The following is a 24,571-nucleotide window of genomic DNA, read 5'->3' as shown; positions in this document are numbered from 1 at the left end:
ACTCGCGCCGTTGCAATCAGCAGATCAGCTAGTGTGTCACCGGCGATCCTGATTTCGACAAAGACCGGAAATAGGATTTTGGTTGGACCAAAAGGGAGCTGGCTATGAGGGGATTCTGGACGACGGTCGTGCTGTGCGCGGCTTTTCTTGCCGGTTGCGGCGGCGGTGTCAGCAGCCCGGATTTCACACCCAAACTCACCGGCCTCAGCGTCGACCCGCCCGTAGCGACGGTCCGCATTGGTGAAACCCAGACTTTCACGGCGACCGGGACGTTCACCACCCAGCCGGACAGCACTCCCGACAGCACCACCGAAACGGTATCCGCGAACTGGAGCGTCAGCGACGAATCGATCGCGACCATCGACGGGGAAGGCACGCTGACCGCCGTCGACGACGGCAGCGTCACCGTGACCGCGAAAAAGGGCGGTATCACCGCCACCGCCACGGTCACCGTGTCGCCACCGACTCTGAGCAGTATCACCATCACGCCCACCGACCCGACGATCACGATCGGCGACACGGTCAGCTTCACCGCCACCGGCACCTTCCAGGACAACCCGGACAACCCGGACAGCGAACCGTACGAAGACGACGTGGACGTGACCTGGGCCGGCGGCGACCCGGCCGTGGCCACCGTCGACGCCAACAGCGGCGTCGCCACCGGCGTCGGTGAGGGCTCCACATCGATCACCGCCACCAGCGGCGGCATCAGCGCCTCGGTGACCTTGACGGTCAACGGCATCCCGGTCCTGACCTCGATCGCGGTCACGCCGGAAATGGCGAGCGCGCCTCTGGGCCGCAACGTCGAATTCACCGCCACCGGCACCTTCATGACCGAAGCCGGCACCACCAACACCGGCCCGGTCGACGTGCAGTGGAGCAGCCAGAACGAAATGGTCGCCACCATCGACGAGGACAACGGCGTTGCCCATACCGTGACCCAGGGTTCGACCGAAATCCGTGCCACCAACGGCGACGTCGTCGGCACCGCCATGCTGTCCGTGACGGCGCCGGTACTGGATCAAATCGTGGTCGAACCCGACAGTGCCGACATCCCGGTCGGCGGTGAACAGGATTTCACCGCGATGGGCGTCTACAGCGACGACCCGCTGCCGCGCCTGATCGCCGACCCCGTGAGCTGGAGTTCCGAGGACACGGCCGTGGTCACCGTCGACCCCGCAAGCGGTGCCACCACCACGGCCACCGCCGTGGCCGAAGGCAGCACCGCCATCACCGCCAGCAGCGGCGACATCAGCGGCAGCGCCAGCGTCACCGTCAGCACGCCGGTGCTGACCGATCTGGTTCGCGTGGAACCGCCGGTGGGCCGCGTGGTGCCGGGAACCTCGACCGAGTTCAAGGCCATCGGCAGCTTCAACAACGGCAACGAGGCGACGATCGACGACAGCAAGATCGAATGGTCCAGCAGCAATGTCACGCTGGCCACCATCGACGACAACGGCGTCGCCACCGGCATCGCCGAGGGCGAAGTCACGATTACCGCGATCCTCACCGACTGCGACGCCGGCGCCATGTGCGAGGCCACCGCGCAACTGGTGATCGCCAACGCCGTCTGCTCGATTCCGCTGCTGGCCAGCGAGGGCGCCCAGGTCGGTTCCGATGTCACGGTCGGCTGCCTGCTGTGCTCGGTCGACGACGAGGAAAACCTCATCAACGACGACCAGACCGACGCCGCGTCGATCACCATTCCGGTCGGCCTGCTCGGCGCAGGCGGCTCCATCACCACGGCCGCCGGCTCCTCGCCGCCGTACGCGGTGCCGTTCGCCGCCGGAACCCAGCCGGGCTTCATCGTCGGCCACCCCAACGGACAGCTGCTGACCTTGGAACTGCTGTCGCAGATCCAGGTCAGCACGCTGCTCAACAGCACCGAACAGGAGTCCACCGGCGATACCACGCCGCTGCGGCTGGACCTGCTGGGTCAGAACCTGATCGGCGACGAAGCCAGCCTGCTGTCCTTCACCGCCACCAAGCCGTACAACGCGATTCGCCTCACGTTCAATTCCGGTCTGGCCACGGCATTGAGCAGCATCGATGTGTACCAGGCCTGCGGCGCCACCGAACTGCCGCCGCCGGTGTTCGATCTCGAGGCAGTGATCGGGGTCGAACCGGACACCAAATCGGTGCTCGAAGGCAGCCGCTCGGAGTTCGTGCTGATCGGCCGCTTCAGTGACGGCAGCGAAGGCCCCATCGACGACTCGCTGATCGACTGGAGCAGCGCCGACCCGGCGGTCGCCACCATCAACGCCGAAGGTTTCGCCACCGGCGTGGCGGTCGGCACGACCACCATCACCGGCACGCTGAAGATGGATGCCGCGCCGGAAGTGTCGATGCGCGACGCCAGCGCCACGCTCACCGTCATCACCGATGCCCAGGCCTGCACCACGCAGCTGATCGCCGCGAAGGGCGCCGTCGTTACCAACGACACCGGCGGCGTGTGCCTGCTGTGCAGCGTGTCCAACACCGACAATATCGTCGATGAACCGCTCGACACCTACTCCACCATGTCGGTCCCGGTGGCGCTGCTGCAGGGCGAAGCCTCGGTGACGGTGTCGCTGCAAGCGGACAACGCCTACGAACTGCCGTTCGAGGGCGGCGACGACGCCGGCTTCCTCATCAGCCGCCCGGCCGGTGTGCTGCTGACGGCGGAAATCGGTTCCCAGGTCGAAGTCTCCACGCTGCTCAACGGCATCGTGCAGGAAAGCAGCGGCGACACCCTTCCGCTGCGGCTGGACCTGCTCGGCGCCCAGCTCACCGACAACGTCGACAGCGACGCGGCGCTGGCGACGATTCCGACGACGATGCCCTACGACTCGCTGCGGCTGACTTTCCACGCCGGCCTGGCCACGGTCTTGTCGAGCGTTCAGATCAACGCCGCCTGTGCAACCGCGGCCATACCGTCGGCGCCGTAGCGGCGATCCGACGGCCCGCCGTCGGTTGGTGAAATCCGAAGGGCGCCGCGCGGCGCCCTTCGTTCATTTCGGGGTGGCGCAGGACGGCACGAGCACGGATAATGCGCACCCGCTACTGGGGCGTAGCCAAGCGGTAAGGCAACGGGTTTTGATCCCGTCATGCGATGGTTCGAATCCATCCGCCCCAGCCATTTCCAGCACCGTGGTCGATGTTTCCGGCATCCGACAAGGCCCCTGATCCATGAGCCGTCAAAAAGTCATAGCGAGTGCCACGGGAAACGCACTTTCCCATGTCAACTCGCAGTCGCTGTCGTCCACGGGCAATCCGCGCCTCGCCGATCCGGAAGTGACCGACGGTCAACTGATGCTGTTCGGCGGCAATGCCAATCCGGTCCTGGCGCAGGACATCGCCAACTATCTGAAGACGCCGCTCGGCAACGCCACCGTAAGCCGCTTTTCGGATGGCGAGGTCTATGTCGAGATTCTGGAGAACGTGCGCGGCAAGGATGTCTTCATCATCCAGCCGACCTGTACACCGACCAACGACAGCATCATGGAACTGCTGTTGATGATCGATGCGCTCAAGCGCGCTTCGGCCGGCCGCGTCACCGCGGTGATTCCCTACTTCGGCTACGCCCGTCAGGACCGGCGCACACGGTCCTCGCGCGTGCCGATCTCGGCCAAGGTGGTGGCCGACATGATCGGTGAATGTGGCGCCGACCGCGTATTGACGGTCGATCTGCATGCCGACCAGATTCAGGGCTTTTTCGACGTTCCGGTCGACAATGTCTACGCCAGTCCGGTGCTGCTTGGCGACATCTGGCGCCAGAAATACGAGAACCTGATCGTGGTGTCGCCGGATGTCGGCGGCGTAGTGCGCGCGCGCGCACTGGCCAAGCGCCTCGACGATGCCGATCTGGCGATCATCGACAAGCGCCGCCCGCGCCCCAACGAAGCCAAGGTGATGAACATCATCGGGGATGTGCGCGGCAAGTCCTGCATATTGATCGACGATCTGGTCGATACCGCCGGCACGCTCGGTCAGGCCGCTGGCGCGCTCAAGGCTGCGGGTGCGATTCGCGTGGTCGCCTACGTGACACATGCCGTGCTGTCAGGGCCGGCCGTGCACAACATCACCAACTCGCAACTCGACGAACTGGTGGTGACCGATACCATTCCGCTGACACCCTCGGCCGCCAGCTGCCCGAAGATCCGGCAGCTGCGCATCGCCGGCCTGCTTGCCGAAACCATCCGCCGGGTCAGCGCGGAAGAATCGGTTTCTTCCCTCTACGTCGACTGAGGCTGAGGCCGGAAAACGCCTGGTTTCGCGCCAAGACGCCAAGGCGAAAAAGAAAAGCCAAAGAAGTCGTTTTGCTTGATAGCCTTCAACTTGACGTGAATCACGCGCGGCGTGATGCCGAGCTACCCTCGCCCGCCTGCGGGAGAGGGAGCACCGCTCGCGACTGCGAGCGGTGGGTGAGGGCAACGGCCATGCCGCAGGCGATTCATTCTGCGGGGTGCCGCTCGCGGCATGGCTGTTAGCGTCTTCGCGTCTTGGCGCGAGAAAACGCCGTTCGATTCACGGCTTCGACCGCACGATCCGCAGATTTCCCTCGCCGTCGCGTTTGGGCGCTGGCGGCGGCATGCGGGAAACCCGTTGCGGATCGCTCAGGCGCGCTTCCAGACGCTGCAGGCAACGGTCCAGAGCCTGGCTGATCAGGATCTGGTTTCTCACCTGGGACATCCGTGACCAGGTGGCGCGTTCGCCTTCCAGGATGAACCGCTTGACGTCGTCGATCCGCGGATTGGCCGTGACCTTCATGTACCGCCACAGGCTTTGCTGCGGAACGATCGTGACGTTGCCGCGATAGTCCTGATCGAGGATCGAGGACAAACCTTCCAGCTTGCGCTGGATGCCCGGCACCGGCGTCACCGCGCGAGCGAGGTTGACCAGTCCGCGCGCCTGCGCCAGTGCGCTGGAGAACGCATATTCGCGCACGCCGCCGACCACACCAAGGCGCTCGCTCGGATCCTGTTTGCCGAGAAACGGCAGCACGTGCGGATTGGTCTGGCTGACGATGAAGTGGTTGACGTTGTGCAGGCGCCGAAGACGCAGCACCGGCAGATCGGATTTGAGCGAACCGTCATTCCACTTCAGCAAGGGCATGAACGGCTGGTGTTCGCCGTGCTCGTCCCTGCTCATCAGCATCACCGGCGGGAACAGCAAGGGCACCGAACAGGAGGCCTGTACCGCCTCGCGCACGAACAGATACGGGAAGGTCAGATAGTTGAGCAGGCGCGGCGGCTGGTTGCTGCCGGCCGGCGATACCGTGATGTTGATCGCACGCCCCGACACTTCAAAAGCCTCTTCGAAGGTGAGATCGCGCACGTTCTTGTTGATCGCCCGGCGAATCTGCACGGGGTCCATGACGGTGCGACGCTTGAGCATCTGCGCCAAACCAAGGGCGCGCCAGAACCGGTAGTACGAGGTCTCCGGATCCAGCAGCTCTTCGACCTCGGTCGGTTTGCGCGTACCCACCGCCGCCGCCACCACGGAACCCGCACTGGAGCCGCTCAGCACCAGCGGCATCGCATCCTCCAGATACAGCGCCTTGACCACGCCGACGTGGAACAGCCCCAGGGTCGCCCCGCCCGACAGCAGTAGAGCGGAACGGCCGTAGGACAAGGCCACCTCATGAAAGAATTTCAGCTTCTCGTGATACGGGAAATCCTCGAATTCATTGTCGGCCAGGTATTCGAGAACGCCGGTGACCTCGGCCACGTAGTCATGAATCAGATGCTTGGTGCCGACCCGCGAATACGAGTACAGGCGCGGATTGCCGATGTTGGCCAGATTCCAGTGCAGGCCCTGACGCAGGTGGTGAACCAGTTGGCGCACATCGCGATCACCACGCATCTGGCGCAAGTGCTTGAGCCGGCTACGCACCAGGCGCCAGTCATAGTCCTGCGAGGTCTCGTCTTCCTTCCACTCGTCGCGGCCCTCGCGCCGGTCGAGCTCGGCTGCGGCATCGCGCCAGGTGCGATAGTCCAGCGCATGACGCATGGCTTGCTCGCATTCCCGCGAAATTCGATCCATGCGGCAACTCCGAAATATTTGAACGACCGGTATGTTGACGCATGCGCAGCAACGGCCACAAGCACAGACGCAAGCCGTTCGACAGGTAAACTCAGCCCCAAATCCGATCAAATGCGTTAAATGCACCCTGAACTGAAACCGGCGCTGGACGCCATCGGCAGCATCATGCTCGGCAAGCCCGGACAGATCCGTCTCGCCCTGGCCTGCTTCCTGGCACGCGGCCATCTGCTGGTGGAAGACATTCCGGGTGTCGGCAAGACCACCTTGGCGCTCAGCCTGGCGCAGACCCTGGGCCTGCAGTTCCAACGCTTGCAGTTCACCAGCGACCTGTTGCCGGCCGACATCCTCGGTGTCTCGATCTTCGAGCCGCAACAAGGCACATTCCGCTTCCATCCGGGTCCGATCTTCTCGCAACTGGTGCTGGCCGACGAAGTCAATCGGGCCAGCCCCAAGACCCAGTCGGCCTTGCTGGAAGCGATGGAGGAGCGCCAGGTGACCGTCGAGGGTGAAACCCGCGCCCTGCCTTCACCGTTCTTCGTGGTTGCCACCCAGAACCCGCTGTTTCAGATCGGTACATTTCCCCTGCCCGAATCACAGCTTGACCGCTTCCTGATGCGGATTTCGCTGGGCTACCCGCCGCAGGCAGCGGAACGCGAGCTGCTGGCCGGCGGCGAGCGCCGCGATCTGGTCGACGACATCCGCGCCGTGCTCGACACCGAGAGCCTGCTCAAGCTGCAGGCACGCGTTCGAGAAGTCCGGACCAGCCCGGCCCTGGTCGACTATCTGCTCGCGCTGGTGCAGCACACGCGCGAACACGGCGGCCTGCGTCACGGCCTATCGCCGCGCGGCGGGCTGGCGCTGCGCCGCGCGGCGCAGGCCTGGGCGCTGCTCGACGGGCGCAATGGCGTGGTACCGGAAGACGTGCAGGCGGTATTCGCGGCCGTGGTCGAGCACCGCCTGGTGGCCAAGACCAGTGGCGTCGCGGCACCGAGCGCCGCGCAATTGCTCGCCGAAGTCGCGATTCCGTGAGGCGTGAGGCGTGAGGCGTGAGGCGTGAGGCGTGAGGCGTGAGGCGTGAGGCGAAATAGCGTATGCGAATCTGGTTGATCGGCAAGATCCTGTTGCATCCCTTGCGTTCCGTTCAGACGCGCATCGATGCCTGGGTGCTCGCACGCGTGCGCCGCGAGGCCGGGCCGGTGGTGATCTCGCGGCGCCGCGTCTACATCGTGCCCTCGCGCTACGGCTATGTGTTCGCCGTGCTGTTGCTGGCGATGCTGCTCGGTTCGATGAACTACTCCAACAGTCTCGGCTTTCTGCTGACCTTTCTGCTGTCCGGGGTCGGTCTGGTGGCCATGCACCTGACGCACGCCAATCTGGTGAATCTGCGCCTGCGCGTCGGTGAATTGGAGCCTGTGTTCGCCGGCGAGACAGCGCACTTCCCCGTATTGCTGAGCAATCGCGCGCCCAGCGCGCGCTGCGCCGTGACCCTGAGCTGGCCGCACGCGGAGCCGAGCGGCGACACCTTCGATGTACCGCAACAGACGGAAACGCGTGCCGAATTGCGAAAGTCCGCGCCTGCACGCGGGTGGATCCCGGCCGGGATCTTTGCGGTGTCCACCGAGTTTCCTCTGGGTCTTTTCCATGCCTGGACCTGGGTGGAACTGGAAATGCGCAGCCTGGTTTATCCTCAGCCCGCCCCGCCGGGCCTTCCGATGCCAGCCGGACACGGCCGCGGCGGACACGGCACCAGCACGCGCAGCGGCCAGGAGGAGTTCGCCGGCCTGCGGCCCTATCAGCGCGGCGACACCGCGCGCATGGTTCATTGGAAGAGCCTGCCCAAGCTCGCCAACCCGATGGTCAAACAGTTCGCGGACAGCAGCGACGAGCAACTGTGGCTGGACTGGGACGCGCTCGGCGCCCTGGATACCGAGGCACGACTTTCGCAGCTGACGCGCTGGGTGCTCGACGCCGATAACGGTTCGGCGACCTATGGTCTGCACCTTCCGGGCCTGCGGCTGGCTCCGGATCGCGGGCCCGCACACCGCCAGCGTTGCCTGCAGGCACTGGCCCTGTTCGGGGCGGCGTGATGGCCGCGGTTGCGGCCGACGACTACCTGAGTCGCAACGCGCTCCTGCGTCTGCTGGCGGTGATGTTTCTGGTGATCGCACCGCATGCCCCGCACCTGCCGCTGTGGGCCGGCCTGGTGTCGCTGCTGCTGCTCGTGTGGCGTGCCACGGCGACGTTCCGCCAGTGGGCACTGCCCCCACGCTGGGTGCGGTTCGTGCTGAGCTTCGCCGCGTTCGCCGGGATCTGGGCGAGCTACGGTCGGGTCAACAGCCAGACCGCGGGCACCGCATTGTTCGTGCTGATGCTGAGCCTGAAGCTGACCGAGATGCGCTCGCGACGCGACGTCACGGTCGTGGTGTTCCTCCTGTATTTCGTGCTGCTCACTCATTTCCTGTATTCACAGGAATTGTGGACGCTGCCCTACATGCTGGGCTGCGCGGTGGCGATCACGGCGGTGCTGGGTGATGCCAATCACCCGGGCGCCGCCCTGCCCTGGCGGACCAGTCTCGGTCTGGGCGCCCGCGTCATCGCCTTGGCGCTGCCGCTGATGCTGGTGCTGTTTGTACTGTTTCCGCGCATTCCGGGACCACTCTGGGGCCTGCCTTCGGACAGCGGGGCCGGCCGCACCGGTCTGTCCGACTCACTGTCGCCCGGCGACATTTCCTCGCTGATCGAATCACACGAAGTCGCATTCCGCGTCAGTTTCGACGGTGCGCCACCGCCGCCGGCACAGCGCTACTGGCGCGGACCGAGCTTCTGGAGCTTCGACGGCTATCGCTGGGAACCGGGTTACCGCGGCAACGAACACGAGCATCCGCCGCTGGAGTGGTCCGGCGATCCGGTGGATTATCTGGTCACGCTCGAACCACAGGCGCGCCCCTGGCTCATGGCCCTGGAGATGCCGGTACCGTCGGCGCTGCCGGCCACCAGCCGGCTGGGGCCGGACTACCAATTGATCGCCACCAAACCGGTCTCCGGGCGTCGCGCCTACCGCCTGCGCTCATACCCGAACTATCGCTTGCAGCCCGAGCTTCCGGACCTGGTGCGGCGCCTCAGCCTGCGCCTGCCGCGCGACGCCAACCCGAAGACCCGGGACTACGCGTTGCGGCTTCGCACACGCGGCCTGTCCGATCGCCAGATCGTCGATCAGGTGCTGAACCGGTTTCGCGAGCAGGAATACTTCTACACATTGAATCCGCCCCGACTGGGGCGCGACAGCGTCGACGACTTCCTGTTCTCGACAAAGCGTGGGTTCTGCGAGCACTACGCGAGCAGCTTCACCGCACTGATGCGCGCGACCGGCATTCCGGCTCGCGTGGTCACCGGCTATCTCGGCGGCGAAATCAACGAAATTGGCGGCTACATGGTAGTCCGTCAGTCGGACGCCCATGCCTGGAGCGAAGTCTGGTTGGAGGGGCAAGGCTGGGTGAGGGTCGACCCGACGGCGGCGGTCGCCCCATCGCGCATCGAAACTGGCGTCGAAGGCGCACTCGATGCCGTCGGAGAGCGCATGCCGGGTTCGCTGTTCAGCACCACCCGCCTGCGTTACTGGATCGAAGCGCGCTGGGATTGGGTCAATGCCAGCTGGAATGGCCTGGTGCTGGGTTATGGTCCGGAGCTACAGCGTACCCTTCTGTCGCGCTTCGGCGTGGACAGCCTGCGCAGCATGATCCTGGTGCTGACGGGAATGGTCGTCACCATCCTCGCCGTCATCAGCCTGTTCACCTTGCGACGCCTGCACCCGCCTGCGGCGAAGGATCGCGCGCAGCGTCTGTGGCGCGGCCTGCAGCGACGTCTGGCGCGCATCGGACTGGTTCAGAGACCCGACGAAGGCGCCGGCGATTTCGCGCGCCGTGTCGCAAAGGAGCGCCCGGAACTGGCCGCGTCAGTTGGCCGCATGGCGGCGCTCTACCAGTCTTTGCGTTATCTCGACGGCGAGGATGCCGCCACCGAAAAGGCGCTGCGTCTCGCCATCAGTCGGTTCCAGCCTTGAGCCTCAAACCGCTGGAGCGCTCACCGAATCGGGATCGGGAACGCGCGCCGGCAATATGGCGCCGGCCGCGAACAGGATCAGCAGGCTCAGAATCGACAGGCGCGGGCTGGCGCTGACGACAGCGGTGACTCCGATCTGCAGGAAGCAGGTCCACAAGGTGACCGCAGCGCAGATCGTGATCGCCACGAAGATCGCGCAGCGCGTCCCGATGCGCCGGCCGAGACAAGCGAAGCGGGCTACGGCGAGAGTTTGCTGATTTCCAATCTCGCCCGAATCAATTCGGACGTTTTGTATGCTGTCACCGTAATCCGAGATCACACATTACGATCCGAGGCTGGAATGCGATCCGGCGGATGTGGGCATGCGCCGCGACAACGTGGATGTCATCTGGTCCGCCACCGAAACCCTGTACCAAACCGGACTGCACCCCGGCATTTCCCTGGTGATCCGGCGCCGCGGCCGAGTCGTGCTGCGGCGCGCCATCGGCCATGCCCACGGCAATGCACACGGCAATGCACCGGGCCGCCAGGGCAGCGTGCGCAAATCACCGCTCGAAGCCGATACGCCGGGATTCCGCGCATTCCGTCTAAGCATGCCGATCCGGAACTGCTGTTCGACTGGGACCGGGCCATCCAGGCGTTGTGCGAAGCACGGCCGCTGCGCGAGGTCCTGCTGCAACGTTTCACGCGTCCGCTGGGCCTCAATCACATGAGCTACGGCCTGCCCTTGCAGCAGCACGCTCTGGCGGCCGAAAACGCCTTCACCGGGCCGCGCCTGGTGCCGCCGATCGGATATATCGCCAAACGCATACTCGGAGTGCGCTTCGAAGATGTTGCGACGATTTCCAACGAGCCAGGTTTCCTATCGGCCACGATCCCGGCCGGCAATATCTACGCCAGCGCCGACGATGCCTGTCTGTTCTTCCAGATGCTGCTCAACGGCGGCGAACTCAACGGCACCCGCGTGCTGGAACCGGAGACGATCGCGCGCGCTGTGGCACCGATCGGCTATCTCCGACTAGACAGCTCGCTGCTGCTCCCGGTGCGCTTCTCTGCAGGTATGGTTTCCGGCGAGCGCCTGCTGGGCCTCTATGGCCTGAACTGCGCGGAAGCCTATGGCCATCTCGGCTTCATCAACATCATCTGCTGGGCCGATCCGGCGCGGGACATTTCGGTGGCCTTGCTCAACACCGGCAAGAGCATGGCGGTGGACGGTGTGGCCCGGCTGGCGCAACTGGTGGGGGCGATTAGCAGGCACTGCCCGCGCACCTAACGCCCAGATCCGGCCGCAAAGGCTCTTGTTCCCCCCAATCAGGGCTGACGCAGGCGGCGCGACACCGTGACGTACCGGTACAGACCAAAGCCAGAAACCACGACGCCGCCGATCAGCAGCGCGGCCACACCCAAATGCAGCGCCGCGCTGTCCGGATAGAAATGCAGCAGCGCGGCAGCAGCCGCGAACAAGGCCAGCGCGGTGCGAATATAGGCCAGTGCCGTGCGTTCGTTGGCCAGGCGGGTTCGCTCCAGCGCCATGTCGTCCCGTAGCTGCGTATCGCTCATGCGCTCAGCTGCCTTGTACCGGACTCAGGCGTAAGGACCATTGTTCCGCCGCGGGCTGCAGGGGCGCCGGCGTTCCGTCCACCCAGTCCTGATGACCCGTCCGGTAGTACGGCGACAGCGGATGCCCGCTCTGACCGCCCGGCATCTGGAACAGGCTCTGGTTCTCGCGTCCCGGCGCCAGCGTCATGCGCTGCGAGGCGCCGAAATCCCGGCCCTGCACGCGCGGCATCCAGCTATCGCCCGGCATGCCCTGCACCGGCATGTCCAGTAACTTGGACAGCATCGGCACGAAGCGGCTCAGCGGATGCTGCATCTGCAACTGGTTGCGCTCGCCCCAGGGGTGACCGACCAGGGTTCCGCTGTCCGCAGCGATATCCGTCAGCGACTCATCCAGCATCTTCAGCAGAAAGTCTTCCCAGGATGCATAGCCGGCATCGAGCAGATTCATCGGCCGCTGACTCAGCAGGGCATAGACCGCCGCCTCGGACTGCGCGAATCCATTCCATTCGAATCCGGGGTCTCGCTCAAGGGCCGGAGCCGTGAGCCAGCCGATCACCGCGGCATCGACGCGGTCGTGCCAGGCGCGCACCACACGATAGCCCACCGAATCCACCGCTGCGCGTCCGCCCCAGGATTCGAGCGCGTCCCGGGCTTCCGCGCGCAGCCGCTGTCCGGCCAGCGCCGGCCCGTCGAGCAGTGCCAGCAGTTGCTCGCGCCAGCCCGCCAGCCAGATCGCACGATCATCCAACTGAATCGCCAGCAGGTCTTCGGGCGTGAAACGGTCCGCCGCCATCAGATCATCGCGTATCTGCCGCGCGCGCGCGCCGAACGCATAGCCACCATCACCCAGCACCGCCAGCGCCTCGCCGTCGACGGTTCTCGAATTGGCCGTCCACAAGCGTCCGGATTCAGGATCCACGACGCGCGGATAGTCGCTGCTGGGCAACCAGCCGTCCCAACCCACGCCGTCGAGCCAGGCCACCGGATGGCTGCCATCGAAACCGCTGCGGCGCGGAATCCGTCCGGCGATGGTCCAGGCGATGCGTCCCGTGCTGTCCGCGATCAGCACGTTCTGCGGCGGTATGCCGGCGCCGTTGGCGACGACGATGGCCTCGTCCACGGTCTGCGCCTGCTCCATGCGCATCAGGTCCAGATTGATCGCCTCGGCTTCATGCGCGAGCCAATGCACCGCATAGCGATGTCCGGCGCGCTCAACGACCGGGCCCCAGATACTCAGTGCGATATCCAGAGTCTGCGACTCCTCCTTGTGCACGCGCACGGTTTCCGTTTGGTATTCGAGGTTCCGCCAACCGTCCGGACCGCGATAGCGTTCCGGGTCTTGCGGGTCGAACTCCAGTGCGACGAGATCGGTCCAGTCGCCGTAGCTGTTGGTGAAGGTCCAGGCGACATGGCCATTACTGCCGGCGACCAGAGCCGGCACCCCCGGCAGCGTCACTCCCACCGCGTCGAGCCCCTGCGCGGCACCGTCCACCACCAGACGCATGCGGTACCAGATGTTCGGGACCGACAGCGACAGATGCATGTCGCCGGCCACCGCAGCACCGGCACTGCCGTGTGCCGCGTCCACGGCGAAGCTGTTGCTGCCCACCGCGTATTCGTCGAACGCGGGTATGGCCGGCTCCGCCGCCGCCAGGTGCGAGGGCTGCTGCCGCAGGTCGATGACCTCCGCGCCGGGTATCGGCGCCGGCGGCATCGCCTCGCCCAGCAGCGGAGCGTCCCATTCACTGCCCGGCGGCAGCAGGAAGGCCAGCAATTCGGGCGGCAAGGTCTCGGTCATCGTGGCCAGCGCAGATTCACGCCGTCCGTCCTCGTCATTCAGGTCAAGGAACATTGCGTACAGCACGAGCAGACTGTCCTCGGCGCGCCAGGGCTGCGGCTCGCCGCCCAGCAGGAAGTACTCGAAGGGCTTGGCCAGCATCGCGTCCAGGCCTTCGTTGACGCCGTGGGTATACGCGAACAGCACGCTCTGCTGGTTCGGCGTGGCCGTGGCCACGATGCGTTCCGCCCGGCTGCGCAACTGGTGCAGGCGGCGCCGCTTGTCCAGGGAAACCGCGCCCGCGCCGACCAGCTCGGACAACTCGCCAGCCGCCGCACGGCGCTGCAGGTCCATCTGAAAGAAGCGCTCCTGCGCATGCAGGAATCCGGTGGCGCGCACCAGATCGAGCCGCTCGCGCGCCGTCACCGTGGGCACGCCCTGGGCGTCTCGCGTCACGCGCACTTCGTGATCCAGCCCGTCCACCACAAGCTCGCCGTCCAGCCTCGGCAGACTGGCGCGCAACAACAGCCAGGCGGCCCCGAACACCACAACGACCAATATCAGCCCGAGCAGCAGCAGTCCGCGCAATGCCTTGAGCATGTCCCAACCCGTCCCTGTAGGAAGCGGCGCTAGTCTGCCGTGCGCCCGGCGCGGCCGCCACCCGCGCGGCGGCCCCAAGCTTGCTTCATATTCCGCCGCGCCCCAGCATCACCAGGCCTGTCCCTAACCCGCAATCAGCCCATGATCATCCCGACCGCCGACCCGCGCCTGCGCATCGTACTGGGCTGGCATATGCACCAGCCTGAATACCGCGACCCTGCCAGCGGCGAATTCCGCCTGCCCTGGACCTACCTGCACGCGATCAAGGACTACGCCGACATGGCCGCGCACCTTGAGCAGCATCCCCAGGCACGCGCGGTGGTCAACTTCGTGCCGCTGCTGCTCGAACAGATCGAGGATTACGCACAACGCATCGAACGCTGCTTGAACGACGGACAGCCTATCGGTGACGAAACCCTGGACCTGCTGCTGGCGGCATCCATTCCGGCGGATGCCGATGTCCGACGGCGCGCCATCGAACATTGCCTGCGCGCCCATCCCGAACGGCTGATCGGCCGTTATCCGGTCTATCGCCGGCTCGCCGCCGAAGCCCTGCGCCTGCTCGATCACGACGACGAACTTCGCGCCACGCCCGAGGTGTTCTTCACCGACCTCGCCACCTGGTATCACCTGGCCTGGACCGGCGAAGCACAGAAACGGCAGGACCGTTTCATTCAGTCCCTGATCGCCCAGAACCGCATTTACACCGTGGCGCAGCGGCGCGAACTGCTGCGCCTGTACGGCGAGTGCATGGGCGGACTGGTGCCGCGCTATCGCGCGCTGGCCGAATCCGGCCGTGTCGAACTCTCATTGACACCGTACGGTCACCCGATCGTGCCGCTGCTGCTGGACATCGGCAGCGCGCAGCAAGCGATGCCGCAGGCTCCGCTGCCCTCACCGCCCCACTATCCGGGCGGCCAGCAACGTAGCCGCTGGCATTTCGCGCAGGCGCTGGATGCCTTCAAGCAGCGCTTCGGCTTCATTCCGCAAGGCGTGTGGTGTTCCGAAGGCGGCGTCTCCGACGCCACGCTGGACCTGCTCGGGGAATTCGACTTCAGCTGGACCGTCACCGGCCAGGGCGTACTCGGCCACAGCGGCGCCGACGACCCGCACCGTCCCTACACCGTGGGCGGGCGTACCCTGGCCTGCTTCTTCCGCGACGACGGCCTGTCCGACGCGATCGGTTTCAAATATTCGAACTGGCATGCCGACGATGCCGCAGCGGACCTCGTCGCCCATCTGGAATCGATCGCCGCGCAAGCGCGTGCGGCCGGAGACGCCGAACGTGTGGTCACGATCTATCTGGATGGCGAGAACGCCTGGGAATACTTTCCGGACAACGGCTACCACTTTCTCGACGCCCTGTACGCCCGGCTCGAAGATCACCCGCAACTGCGCATGCAGACGTTCTCGGACATCGTCGCGCAGGCCGCGCCACGCGCCAGCCTGCCGCGCCTGGTCGCCGGCAGTTGGGTCTACGGCACTTTCTCCACCTGGATCGGCTCGGCCGACAAGAATCGGGGCTGGGAACGCCTGATCGAAGCCAAGCAGGCTTTCGATCAAAAGTCGCACGCACTGGATGAAGCGAGCCTCGCCCGCGCCGAACGCCAGCTCGCGGTCTGCGAAGGCTCGGACTGGTTCTGGTGGTTCGGCGACGACAACCCGGCCAGCGCCGTCGCCTCCTTCGACCGGCTCTACCGCCAGCAACTGGAGCGCCTCTACGACATTCTCGGCCTGCCTGCGCCAGCCAATCTGGAGCAAGCCCTGAGCCGGGGCGGTGGCGCCGCCGCAGCCGGCGGCACCATGAAAGCCGGCAGCGCCGACGACCAGCCGCCGCCGATTGCCCCGGACCAGATCGCGCCGGCCAAGGTGCTGATGGCCGCGCGCGGCGCCGGCGTGCTGCTGCACATCAGCTCGCTGCCGGATGCGCCCGGCAACGGCGATTTCTCGCACAGCGCCTACCGTTTCATCGAGTTCTGCGCCGAAGCCGGTTTCGACGTGTGGCAGTTGCTGCCGCTGGGCGCCACGCATGAAGACGGATCGCCCTACCTGTCCCTGTCCGCCAACGCCGGCAACCCCTTGCTGATCAGCCTGGACTGGCTGGTCGATCACGGCTGGCTGCCGGGCTACGAGGCCACGGCAGACGACGCCAAAACCATGCGCCGCGAAGCCCTGGTCGCCGCCTGGCATGGTTTTCAGGAAAAAGCGGATGCGCAATGGCGCGTGCGTTTCGACGCCTTCCGTGACGCCCAGGCCGACTGGCTGGACGACTACTGCCTGTTCGCCGCCCTCAATGCGCAACACGGCGGCCGCAGCTGGATCGAATGGCCGCAAACCCTGCGCGACCGCGAAGCCTCGGCACTGTCAGAGGCGAAAGGCCGCCTGGACGAGCAGCTGCAACGCATCGCCTTCGAACAATTCGTGTTCTTCACGCAATGGCACGAGATCCGCGACTACGCACAACGCCACGACGTACGCCTGTTCGGCGACCTGCCCTTGTTCGTGGCGCATCACAGCGCAGACGTCTGGGCGCACCGCGAACTGTTCCATGTGGACGCACACGGCCAGGCCGAACTGGTGGCCGGCGTCCCGCCCGACTACTTCGCGGAAGACGGACAGATCTGGGGAAATCCCCTGTACCGCTGGTCGAACCACGAACGCGAGGGCTACGCCTGGTGGGTCCGCCGCATGCGTACGCAATGGTCCCTGTTCGACATCGTGCGCATCGACCACTTCCGCGGCCTGTCCGCCTACTGGGAACTGAAAGCCGGCTCGCAGACCGCACGCGGTGGCCGCTGGGTGCCGGCGCCGGGCGACGCCCTGCTCACGCAACTGCACCGCAGCCTGTACCCGCTGAACCTGGTCGCCGAAGACCTCGGCGAAATCACACCGGACGTTTACGAACTAAGGGACCGACACCATCTGCCCGGCATGCGCGTCCTGCAATTCGCCTTCGACGGCGACCCGAACAATCTTCATCTTCCGCAGAACACGCACGGGCCGCTGCTGATGTACACCGGCACCCACGACAACAACACCACCTGCGCCTGGTGGGAAGAACTCGACCCAGCCACGCAGGACTACGCACGCTTCTACCTGCTGCACCCCGAAGAACCCATGCCCTGGCCGATGATCCACACCGCCCTGGCCAGCACCGCTCCCCTCGCCATCGTGCCGATGCAGGACTTGTTGGGTTTGGGCGCCGAGGCGCGTATGAATACGCCGGGAACAGTGGAGAACAATTGGAGCTGGCGATTCGAATGGTCGCAGCTGCCGGGAGATTTGCGGGCGCGTTTGCGGGAGTTGATTCAGCGGTATGGGCGCCTGGGTGATGGTGCGGCCGGTCCGGAGTGAGGCTCGCCATGCAGGACGCGGTAGAGCACCATCCGTTCTGTAATTTGGTCTGAGTCGGAAAGGCGACAGACCACCCGCTATTCTTGCGTTGGAGATTTCCGAACAGCATTTTGAACGGTCACCGCATTGGTTATGTTCGCGTCAGTAGTCTTGATCAGAATCCCTGTCCATTGCCGGCCGCAGGCATGGCGCGGCAGAGCGTGCTGGCCAGCAGGCAGACAAGCAGCAGACTGTGGACAAGGTTCCGCATTGCGGCGCGCAAGGTGCCAGGTAAGGCTGCAATCCAGCGGGCAGTAGCCAGTTCCACCGCGATTGAAACCGGCAAACCGATTGGTGCCATCGAAGCGCAGTTACGCGCCAAATCGAACAGGTTCAGCAGCTTGAAACTGGTCGGCACCCCAAGTGCTGTAGTCCAGCGGCCCCTGGCCCGCCTGTACAGACAGGACGTCAGCAAGAACACGCGCGAGGCGGCCGTTTCCCTCGAAAAATGGGTGGATGAGGATCAACTCCGCGTGAGTCACGGCGATCACTTCGGCAATTGTCGCCTCGTCGCCAGCGACCGGAGTGCAAGACAGCAGGCAGTGTCGCGTTCAAACTCCGCCAGCATCCGCCAGTAAGGGCGGTATCTGGGCCGCTGCCGCAAACATGAATCCATCTTTGCTGGCATTGAGACTGCGGAAATTTCCCGCCCACTCGTAAACGTTGCCAAGCCATTGACGATACCAGCCAACAAGATCGACAGTGATGACTCGCTGTGGGAGTTTGTGGACGACTACCGATTCATAGAGTTGCTCAAGCAGAATCAATTCCACCTCATCCCTTTCGTCCGGATCGGTTATCTGCAGTTTGTTGGCAAGCACGCGACCATCTGAGTCCAGTTCCGCTGAACTTTGTGCGCCGTCAGCCGCGTATCGGTTGCTCATTACCGGGCGCGCGCGTTTATCACTCAGGTCTGCGTGCCGCCCACCGTCATCGCGTCGATCTTGAGGGTGGGCTGGCCCACGCCGACCGGTACGCTCTGGCCGTCCTTGCCGCAGACGCCGATACCGGGATCGAGTGCGAGATCGTTGCCGACCATGCTGACGCGCCCCAGGGCGTCCGGGCCGTTGCCGATCAGGGTGACGCCCTTGACCGGGCGTGTGACCTTGCCGTTTTCGATCAAATAGGCCTCGCTGGCGGCGAACACGAAATTGCCGGAGGTGATGTCGACCTGACCGCCGTTGAAGCCGACGGCGTAGATCCCCTTTTCGACACTGGCGATGATGTCGGCCGGATCGGATTCCCCGGCGGTGAGATAGGTATTGGTCATGCGCGGCATCGGCAGGTGCGCGTAGGACTCGCGGCGGCCGTTACCGGTGGCCGCCATACCCATCAGGCGGGCGTTGGTCTTGTCCTGGATGTAGCCGCGCAGGATGCCTTTTTCGATCAGGACGTTGCGCTGCGTCGGCGTGCCCTCGTCATCCACGCTGAGCGAGCCGCGGCGGCCGGGAATCGAGCCTTCGTCGACCACGGTGCAAAGTTCGGACGCGACCTTCTGGCCGATCTTGCCGCTGTACGCCGAGCTGCCCTTGCGGTTGAAATCCCCTTCCAGACCATGCCCGACCGCCTCGTGCAGCAGCACGCCGGGCCAGCCGGGGCCGAGCACCACGGTCTGCGTGCCCGCAGGGGCCGCCACCGCTTCGAGCTTGACCAGGGCGACGCGCACCGATTCGCGCGCATAGTCCTCGGGGCTGCCGGATTCCAGAAACACTTCGTAGCCGTGGCGACCGCCGCCGCCGGACGAGCCTTGCTCGCGCTTGCCGCCGGATTCCACGACGACACTGACGTTGAGCCGGCACAGCGGACGCACGTCCGCAGCCAGAGTGCCATCGCTGGCGGCGATCAGGATAATTTCATAGGTGCCGGACAAGGAGGCGATGACCTGGGAGACGCGCGGGTCGGCGCTGCGCGCGGCGGCATCGCAGCGGCGCAACAGCGACAGCTTGTCTTCCACCGGCAGACTATCCAGCGGGCTCGCGCCGACGTACAGCGGCGCGACGCTGCGCGCGCTCCAGGCCTGCACGCCGCCCTGCTGGCCCTGGCGCACGATGGCGCGCGCATTGCTGGCGGCATCGATCAGGGCCGGGGCGACGATCTCGTCCGAATACGCGAACCCGGTCTTTTCGCCGGACTGGGCTCGCAGACCCACGCCACGTTCCACATGGTGATTGCCGGTGCGGATGATGCCGTCTTCCAGCACCCAGGATTCGGCGCGCATGTCCTGGAAATAGAGGTCGGCCGCGTCGATACCGGGGCGCATCAGTGCGTCCAGTGTGCGTTCGAGGTCGGCGAGATCCAGCCCGCCCGGCGCCAGCAGCGCGGAGCGGGCCCGGTCCAGGGAATTCTCAGGTGCGGTCATAGACGATTCGGCGATGGGTCAGCACCGGGAAGGTGCGACGCAGATTGAAGAGTTGTTCGCGGCGCAGTGTGGCGGTGACGATACCCACCCCTTCGGCACGCTCGGCGATGACGGTGCCCCAGGGGTCGATAATGCAGCTGTGACCGTAGGTCTTGCGCCCGCCCGGATGCTGGCCGTGCTGGTTCGGCGCGATGATGAAGCACTGGTTCTCAATGGCGCGGGCGCGCAGCAAGGGCTCCCAATGGGCTTCGCCGGTGCGCTGGGTGAAAGCCGAGGGGACCACGATGATTTCCGCCAGATCACGCGACAGGCGGCGATACAACTCGGGATAGCGCAGGTCGTAGCACACGGTCATGCCGACGCGGCCGGCCGGCGTGTCCTGCGTAACGAAGCGGATGTCGCCCTGCTCGATGGTGGCGGATTCGCGGTAGCGATCCACGCCGTCTTCGCGGGCGACCTCCACGTCGAACAGGTGCACCTTGTCATAGTGCGCCGCCAGCTTGCCTTCCGGGCTGTACATGAGGCTGGCCGCCCAGACCTTGTCCTTGCGTTCGGGGACGGCCATCGGCAACGTTCCTCCGACGATCCACAGGCCGAGGCGCCGCGCCTGCGTCGCCAGAAAGCTCTGGATGGCGCCTTCGCCCTGCGGTTCCGCAACGGAGAGTTTGTCGGTTTCCTTGGCGCCCATGAACGCGAAGTTCTCGGGCAGCACGGCGAGTACCGCCTTGGCGCGTGCCGCGTCTTCGAGCAGACCTCGCGCCTGCGCGAGGTTTTCGGCGACATCGGCACCGGTGCGCATCTGCAGCGCGGCGACTACGGGATTGGCTGTGCTCATGGGTTCTTCAGTCGGGTCCAGTTGTCTGATTTGCAAGTGGCGTTTCGGGCCAGCGCCCTCATTCTCCGCCGTCGATGCGATTCACCTGCGGATTGTCCCAGCTCCCGGTGAGGCGATAGCTGAGCTGGCTGGCCTGATCCAGCGGCTTGTCGAGCAGTTCCTGCGCCAGCAGTGCGATCACGGCCGCCGCAGGGCCACCCAGCAAGGCCGCTCCCAGCGTAACCCCGCCTGACACATCGGGAAACAAGGTTACCCGCTGATCATAGTCGCGAGCGGCCAGGCCGATATCGCCACGCATCTCGATCCGCACCGAGGGCGCTTCGATATCAAGGTCCGAAGTATGCGCCACGCCGTCGCCGAGATCGAAATTGCCGTCGATGCGATCGAAGGCCAGACCCTTGCCGACCACATCTCCGAAGTTGAGCGTGAGGCGGCGCGGCAGCGCGTAGAAACTGAACAGGCCGAGCACGCGCCCGGCGCCGGGTTCAACAGTGCGCATGCGACCGCGCTCGGCCTGCAGCGAGACCGTGCCGCGGGCCTGCGCCAGGCTCAGACCCTCGCCCGCCGAATCCCATGAGAGCTGCCCCTTGATGTTCGCCTGGCGGGCTTCGAGATTGGCCGCGTAGCCGAAAGCGGTCAGCGCGTCGGCGATCTGCGAACTCTTGATGTCAAAACCCAGGCCGGCCTGTGAAGTGTCGCCGGCACGGGTCCACTGGCCCTGCACCTGCGCCTGCAGAACCGGCGCATCGCTGCTGAACCGGTCGACCTTCTGGCCTTCCGGCAGGCGCGAGGTCTGCAAGACGACATGACCCAGGCTGATCCGGTTGAACGTGAGTGCGGCAACATCGACATCGAAGGTGGGGATCGTGGTGGGATCGAGCGGCTCGTGGTCGCGCGTGAAGTCCGGCGTCGGTGATTCGTCGACGCGCGCCTCGTCATCACTTTCGGTGCCCTCATCGGGCGTGCTGGTCACCACCAGGTGATCGAAGCGGGCCGTCATCACGCCTTGCTGATCGCTCGGATAGTTCAGGCTGCCGCTGGCCTGTTCGCTATCAAACTGCAACGCCCAGCCCTCGTCGTCGTGCAGGGCCCGTACCTGGGCATCCCGCACCCGGAAACTGCCGAAACGGATCGCAGCGACCGCCACGTCCAGTCGCGGATCGGGAATCGGCATGTCGCCATCGCCGGGTTCGTAGATCTGACCCCAGCCGCGAACATCGACGGAATCGACGCGCCCACCGACGAAGATTCCGGGCTCCGGCGTCTGTGGCGGCGCACCCCCAAACCAGATCTGCAAATAGTCCAGACGGTTCTTGGACTGCGCCAGCGTGGCCGACAGCAGATCGAAACCCGGATCTTCGCGCACGGCGGCAACGCGGCCGCGAACGCTCAGCAACTCGGCAAGCTGGGCCTCGAAAAGCACGCCTTCGCTGTCGTCCGGGCTCAGCGAGATCGTCAGTGGACCGGACTCGCCGGCGGGGCGATACAAGGGTTCCGGCAACTCGATCGTGGTGCCTTCCAGGCCGGAGCGCAGGACGAAAGGCTGGGTTTGCTCGACGCCCAGCCGGGTGCCGCCGCTCCAGTGAGAGCGACCACGAATCCTCGAACGTATCCACGGCGGCACGCGTTCCAGCAACACCGACTCGGCGCCCAGATCGAATTCGACCGACAGTTCGGTGACGCCCGGCTCGGCCGGCGCCAGCGCGGCACTCAGCGCGATGTCCATCCAACGGCCGTGCAGGTCCTGCGCGCTGACGCCCGCGTTGTCGAACCGAACCTGCCCCTGAATCCCGGTGATGTCCTCGGGCAGACCGGTGACGCGCATCCGGCCCTCGTTGATGTCGATGGTGCCGGCCACTTCGGGTTCGGCACCGGCATCCAGTGGTACCTGCAGGCCCAGGCCGACCACGGTCGGACCGGCAGCATCGGTCTTGTCGAGCAGCGCCGACAGCCGCTCGCGCAGCGGCGTGCTGTCCAGCACCTGGTAGAAGCGTGCCGCATCACCGCTGATGCGTCCGTCGATCACCAGCCGGCGTTCGGAGAAATCCTCGATACGCGCGCTCAGCTCTTCGAGCTTGAGGCCGCGCAGGCTGCCGCGATCGCTTTTCACATTCAGGCCATTGCCGCGGAACGCGAGCGTGGCCTCCAGACCGTCTGCCGTCGGCCAGTCCGGCAGAAACGCGAGCTGGCCGCCGGCCACCTGCAGGTCCAGTTGGAAGCCCTCGGGAACCCGCTTCTGGCCGATGTCCGAAAACGGCAGGTCCAGACGCAGTTCGCCGTCGACCACGCGACCGCCGCGAATCGCGCGATCCAGCCAGTCGCGCAGGCTGGCATGCCATGCGATCGGCACCAGAGACTTCATCGGAACCACGTCATCGGTCTGCAGCGAGGTACGCAGTTTCAGCCGGGGCGTGGCGCGCTTTCCAGCGCTGGCGCCCGGCAACAGCAGCTCGCCTTCGCCGGCACCGGCCGCAGTCATCAACTGCCAGCTCAGCCCGTCCAGACCGATGCGCCAGCCACCATCGGCCGTTTGCGTCCAGTCGAGGCGGCCGCTCAGGGAATCGATCGTGATCGGATCGGCGAACAGGCTGGGCCAGGCGAACTCGGCCGGCGCAGGCTGCAGCTGCAGGCGCCCGCCGCTGTCATCGCCGCTGAGACCGCCGGTGAGCCCGACGAAACGGCGCTCGCCGTCATCGACACCGGCGGCGGCCACCTCGGCGCGATAGCGATAGCGCGGCGCGCCATCGCCCAGCGACAGGTTCATGACCAAGGAACGCAGATCGCCACGCAAACCGGCCAGGCGATCGGCGCCCCTGTCCTTGTGCAGCACGGCGAACAGGGGCGCAAGGTCGTCGAGCCGTACGAAGCCGAGATCGGCACGCCACTCGGTTTGCGCCCCATTGACGCTGCGGCTGAGCCGCCCGCGCGTGACCGGCCAGGGGCCATTGGGCCCGCGCAGACGCAGGGACTGCAGGTCCAGCCCCCAGGTTTCGGGTCCTCGTTGCCACTGGCCCTCAAGGTGGATATCCGACAGTTCGGCGCCGCTGCCATCGGCGCTGCGCGTTTCCAGGGACTCGAGATCGAGCGCGGCGCTCAACTGATCGAATCCGCCCCGCTGGCTGGTGGACCCGCTGAAGCTGAGCACCGGCGCGCCGACCGCCAGGCCGGCGCCGTCCTTGATCCAAGGTCGCAGCACATCACCCAGCTGGAGGTCGCCGGCACTGGCCTCGGCGTCGAACTGCCATTGCGCCGGACGATTCAAGGCACCATCGAGATGAAGCTGGACTTGCAGATCGCGGCCGATGTCGGCCGGCATCTGCATCCGCAGCAGCAGATCGCTGGCGGTTTCGCCGATCTGCAGATCGGCTTCGCGCAGTTCGAAGCCACGCGGGCTCTGGCCGAACCACTGCTCGTTGCTGACCTCGACCACGCATCCCGCCAGGCGCACGCGCTTGAATCGCGCAAGCTCGTCGAGCAGCTTCTGCACTTCGACGCCGCCACTGCCCCGACTTTCGAGGCCGGACACGATCCAATGGCCGTCCGGCTGACGCTCCACAGCCAGTTGCAGGCCCGTAAGCGACAGATAGCGCGGTGTCACATCGCCATGCAGCAGACGCCACAGGCTGGTTCCGATCACCATCTCGCCAATGCGGACCGCCGGCTGTTCCGGATCGGCAGCGCTCATCACCACCAGGCGGTCGAGATCCAGCACCGGCGACAGCCCGCGCCAATAAAGATTCATTTCGCCGATGCGAATGTCGTAACCGGTGATCTCGCCGATCTTGCGTTCCAGGTCGTCGCGATAGCCCGGCAGCAGCAGCACCGCACCGCGGAACAGACCGGTGACGACGGCGGCGAGCACGATCAGGCCGGCGACCGTGCTGATCGTCCAGGTCCAGAGCCGGCGGCGGCTTTGCTTCACGGAGCGCTACCGGTTCCCGAACGCGGTCCGTTTTCGCACATT

16 protein-coding genes, 1 tRNA gene and 1 pseudogene are annotated in these 24,571 nt (G+C 65.7%); 10 read left to right on the top strand and 8 right to left on the bottom strand.

The features are described from left to right. Positions 1-104 precede the first annotated feature (104 nt). The 3 genes from RM530_RS06300 to RM530_RS06290 all read left to right on the top strand — a co-directional run bounded on the left by RM530_RS06300 (position 105) and on the right by RM530_RS06290 (position 4,227). Positions 105-2,927, top strand: a complete 2,823-nt coding sequence (locus RM530_RS06300) for an Ig-like domain-containing protein (RefSeq protein WP_311364369.1) — start codon at positions 105-107, stop codon at positions 2,925-2,927. A gap of 116 nt (positions 2,928-3,043) precedes the next feature. Then, a tRNA-Gln gene (locus RM530_RS06295) sits at positions 3,044-3,118 on the top strand. Positions 3,119-3,291: 173 nt separating this feature from the next. After that, complete coding sequence (locus RM530_RS06290) at positions 3,292-4,227, top strand: ribose-phosphate diphosphokinase (RefSeq protein ID WP_311364411.1); 936 nt, start codon at positions 3,292-3,294, stop codon at positions 4,225-4,227. A gap of 279 nt (positions 4,228-4,506) precedes the next feature. Here RM530_RS06290 and RM530_RS06285 read toward each other — a convergent pair whose 3' ends face one another. Next, complete coding sequence (locus tag RM530_RS06285) at positions 4,507-6,024, bottom strand: DUF3336 domain-containing protein (protein WP_311364368.1); 1,518 nt, start codon at positions 6,022-6,024, stop codon at positions 4,507-4,509. 120 nt (positions 6,025-6,144) lie between these two features. On the opposite strand from RM530_RS06285, the gene RM530_RS06280 reads away from it, so the two are divergent. From RM530_RS06280 to RM530_RS06270, 3 genes are all read left to right on the top strand, one after another. Next, positions 6,145-7,053, top strand: a complete 909-nt coding sequence (locus tag RM530_RS06280) for an AAA family ATPase (RefSeq protein ID WP_311364367.1) — start codon at positions 6,145-6,147, stop codon at positions 7,051-7,053. A 62-nt stretch (positions 7,054-7,115) separates the two neighbouring features. After that, positions 7,116-8,111 (top strand): DUF58 domain-containing protein, encoded by a 996-nt coding sequence (locus RM530_RS06275; protein WP_311364366.1) that lies wholly within the window; start codon positions 7,116-7,118, stop codon positions 8,109-8,111. Then, entirely contained in the window at positions 8,111-10,084 is a 1,974-nt protein-coding gene (locus RM530_RS06270; RefSeq protein ID WP_311364365.1) for a transglutaminase TgpA family protein, read from the top strand. The genes RM530_RS06275 and RM530_RS06270 overlap by 1 nt, the downstream gene beginning before the upstream one ends. 3 nt (positions 10,085-10,087) lie before the next feature. Here the strand turns inward: RM530_RS06270 and RM530_RS06265 are convergent, their stop codons facing one another. Further along, entirely contained in the window at positions 10,088-10,270 is a 183-nt protein-coding gene (locus RM530_RS06265; RefSeq protein WP_311364364.1) for a hypothetical protein, read from the bottom strand. Positions 10,271-10,723: 453 nt separating this feature from the next. Between RM530_RS06265 and RM530_RS06260 the strand changes: the two genes are divergently transcribed. Continuing rightward, positions 10,724-11,356 (top strand): serine hydrolase domain-containing protein, encoded by a 633-nt coding sequence (locus RM530_RS06260; RefSeq protein ID WP_311364363.1) that lies wholly within the window; start codon positions 10,724-10,726, stop codon positions 11,354-11,356. A 38-nt stretch (positions 11,357-11,394) separates the two neighbouring features. Here the strand turns inward: RM530_RS06260 and RM530_RS06255 are convergent, their stop codons facing one another. Further along, the gene (locus RM530_RS06255; protein WP_311364362.1) at positions 11,395-11,643 is read right to left on the bottom strand and encodes a DUF202 domain-containing protein; all 249 of its coding nucleotides are present in this window, start codon (positions 11,641-11,643) and stop codon (positions 11,395-11,397) included. A 4-nt stretch (positions 11,644-11,647) separates the two neighbouring features. Then, positions 11,648-14,020, bottom strand: coding sequence for a penicillin acylase family protein (locus RM530_RS06250; protein WP_311364361.1), 2,373 nt, complete (start codon positions 14,018-14,020; stop codon positions 11,648-11,650). Between the two features lie 117 nt (positions 14,021-14,137). Between RM530_RS06250 and RM530_RS18655 the strand changes: the two are divergent. The 3 genes and pseudogenes from RM530_RS18655 to RM530_RS06240 form a co-directional block, all read left to right on the top strand. Then, a pseudogene (locus RM530_RS18655) lies at positions 14,138-15,838 on the top strand (glycoside hydrolase family 57 protein); the annotation flags it as partial. Beyond that, positions 15,824-17,374 carry a 4-alpha-glucanotransferase gene (gene malQ / locus RM530_RS18650; RefSeq protein WP_349256187.1) on the top strand — a complete coding sequence of 517 codons (1,551 nt, stop codon included), beginning with the start codon at positions 15,824-15,826 and terminating at the stop codon, positions 17,372-17,374. The pseudogene RM530_RS18655 and the gene malQ, both read left to right, overlap by 15 nt. A 110-nt stretch (positions 17,375-17,484) precedes the next feature. Continuing rightward, the gene (locus tag RM530_RS06240; RefSeq protein WP_311364359.1) at positions 17,485-17,991 is read left to right on the top strand and encodes a hypothetical protein; all 507 of its coding nucleotides are present in this window, start codon (positions 17,485-17,487) and stop codon (positions 17,989-17,991) included. Here the strand turns inward: RM530_RS06240 and RM530_RS06235 are convergent. From RM530_RS06235 to RM530_RS06220, 4 genes are read right to left on the bottom strand one after another with little or no spacing between them, the layout of a single operon-like run. Then, entirely contained in the window at positions 17,965-18,297 is a 333-nt protein-coding gene (locus RM530_RS06235) for a hypothetical protein (protein ID WP_311364358.1), read from the bottom strand. The genes RM530_RS06240 and RM530_RS06235 overlap by 27 nt on opposite strands. A gap of 23 nt (positions 18,298-18,320) precedes the next feature. Continuing rightward, the gene (gene tldD / locus RM530_RS06230) at positions 18,321-19,772 is read right to left on the bottom strand and encodes a metalloprotease TldD (RefSeq protein ID WP_311364357.1); all 1,452 of its coding nucleotides are present in this window, start codon (positions 19,770-19,772) and stop codon (positions 18,321-18,323) included. After that, entirely contained in the window at positions 19,759-20,607 is an 849-nt protein-coding gene (locus RM530_RS06225; RefSeq protein ID WP_311364356.1) for a carbon-nitrogen hydrolase family protein, read from the bottom strand. Before RM530_RS06225 ends, tldD begins: the two co-directional genes overlap by 14 nt. Before the next feature lie 58 nt (positions 20,608-20,665). Then, positions 20,666-24,529: a YhdP family protein gene (locus RM530_RS06220; protein WP_311364355.1), complete on the bottom strand. Its 3,864-nt coding sequence runs from the start codon at positions 24,527-24,529 to the stop codon at positions 20,666-20,668. Positions 24,530-24,571: the final 42 nt, after the last annotated feature.

It is taken from the genome of Banduia mediterranea, assembly GCF_031846245.1.
Classification (GTDB): Bacteria; Pseudomonadota; Gammaproteobacteria; order Nevskiales; family Nevskiaceae; genus Banduia; species Banduia mediterranea.
Note: the sequence above shows the minus strand (reverse complement) of the source record. Positions and strands in the feature narration are given on the sequence as shown.

Excerpts from the sequence above, each read along its gene's own strand:
- RM530_RS06300 (WP_311364369.1), top strand. The coding sequence starts at position 105 with ATGAGGGGATTCTGGACGACGGTCGTGCTGTGCGCGGCTTTTCTTGCC.
- RM530_RS06290 (WP_311364411.1), top strand. The coding sequence starts at position 3,292 with ATGCTGTTCGGCGGCAATGCCAATCCGGTCCTGGCGCAGGACATCGCC.
- RM530_RS06285 (WP_311364368.1), bottom strand. The coding sequence starts at position 6,024 with ATGGATCGAATTTCGCGGGAATGCGAGCAAGCCATGCGTCATGCGCTG.
- RM530_RS06280 (WP_311364367.1), top strand. The coding sequence starts at position 6,145 with ATGCACCCTGAACTGAAACCGGCGCTGGACGCCATCGGCAGCATCATG.
- RM530_RS06275 (WP_311364366.1), top strand. The coding sequence starts at position 7,116 with ATGCGAATCTGGTTGATCGGCAAGATCCTGTTGCATCCCTTGCGTTCC.
- RM530_RS06270 (WP_311364365.1), top strand. The coding sequence starts at position 8,111 with ATGGCCGCGGTTGCGGCCGACGACTACCTGAGTCGCAACGCGCTCCTG.
- RM530_RS06255 (WP_311364362.1), bottom strand. The coding sequence starts at position 11,643 with ATGAGCGATACGCAGCTACGGGACGACATGGCGCTGGAGCGAACCCGC.
- RM530_RS06250 (WP_311364361.1), bottom strand. The coding sequence starts at position 14,020 with ATGCTCAAGGCATTGCGCGGACTGCTGCTGCTCGGGCTGATATTGGTC.
- malQ (WP_349256187.1), top strand. The coding sequence starts at position 15,824 with ATGAAAGCCGGCAGCGCCGACGACCAGCCGCCGCCGATTGCCCCGGAC.
- RM530_RS06235 (WP_311364358.1), bottom strand. The coding sequence starts at position 18,297 with ATGAGCAACCGATACGCGGCTGACGGCGCACAAAGTTCAGCGGAACTG.
- tldD (WP_311364357.1), bottom strand. The coding sequence starts at position 19,772 with ATGACCGCACCTGAGAATTCCCTGGACCGGGCCCGCTCCGCGCTGCTG.
- RM530_RS06225 (WP_311364356.1), bottom strand. The coding sequence starts at position 20,607 with ATGAGCACAGCCAATCCCGTAGTCGCCGCGCTGCAGATGCGCACCGGT.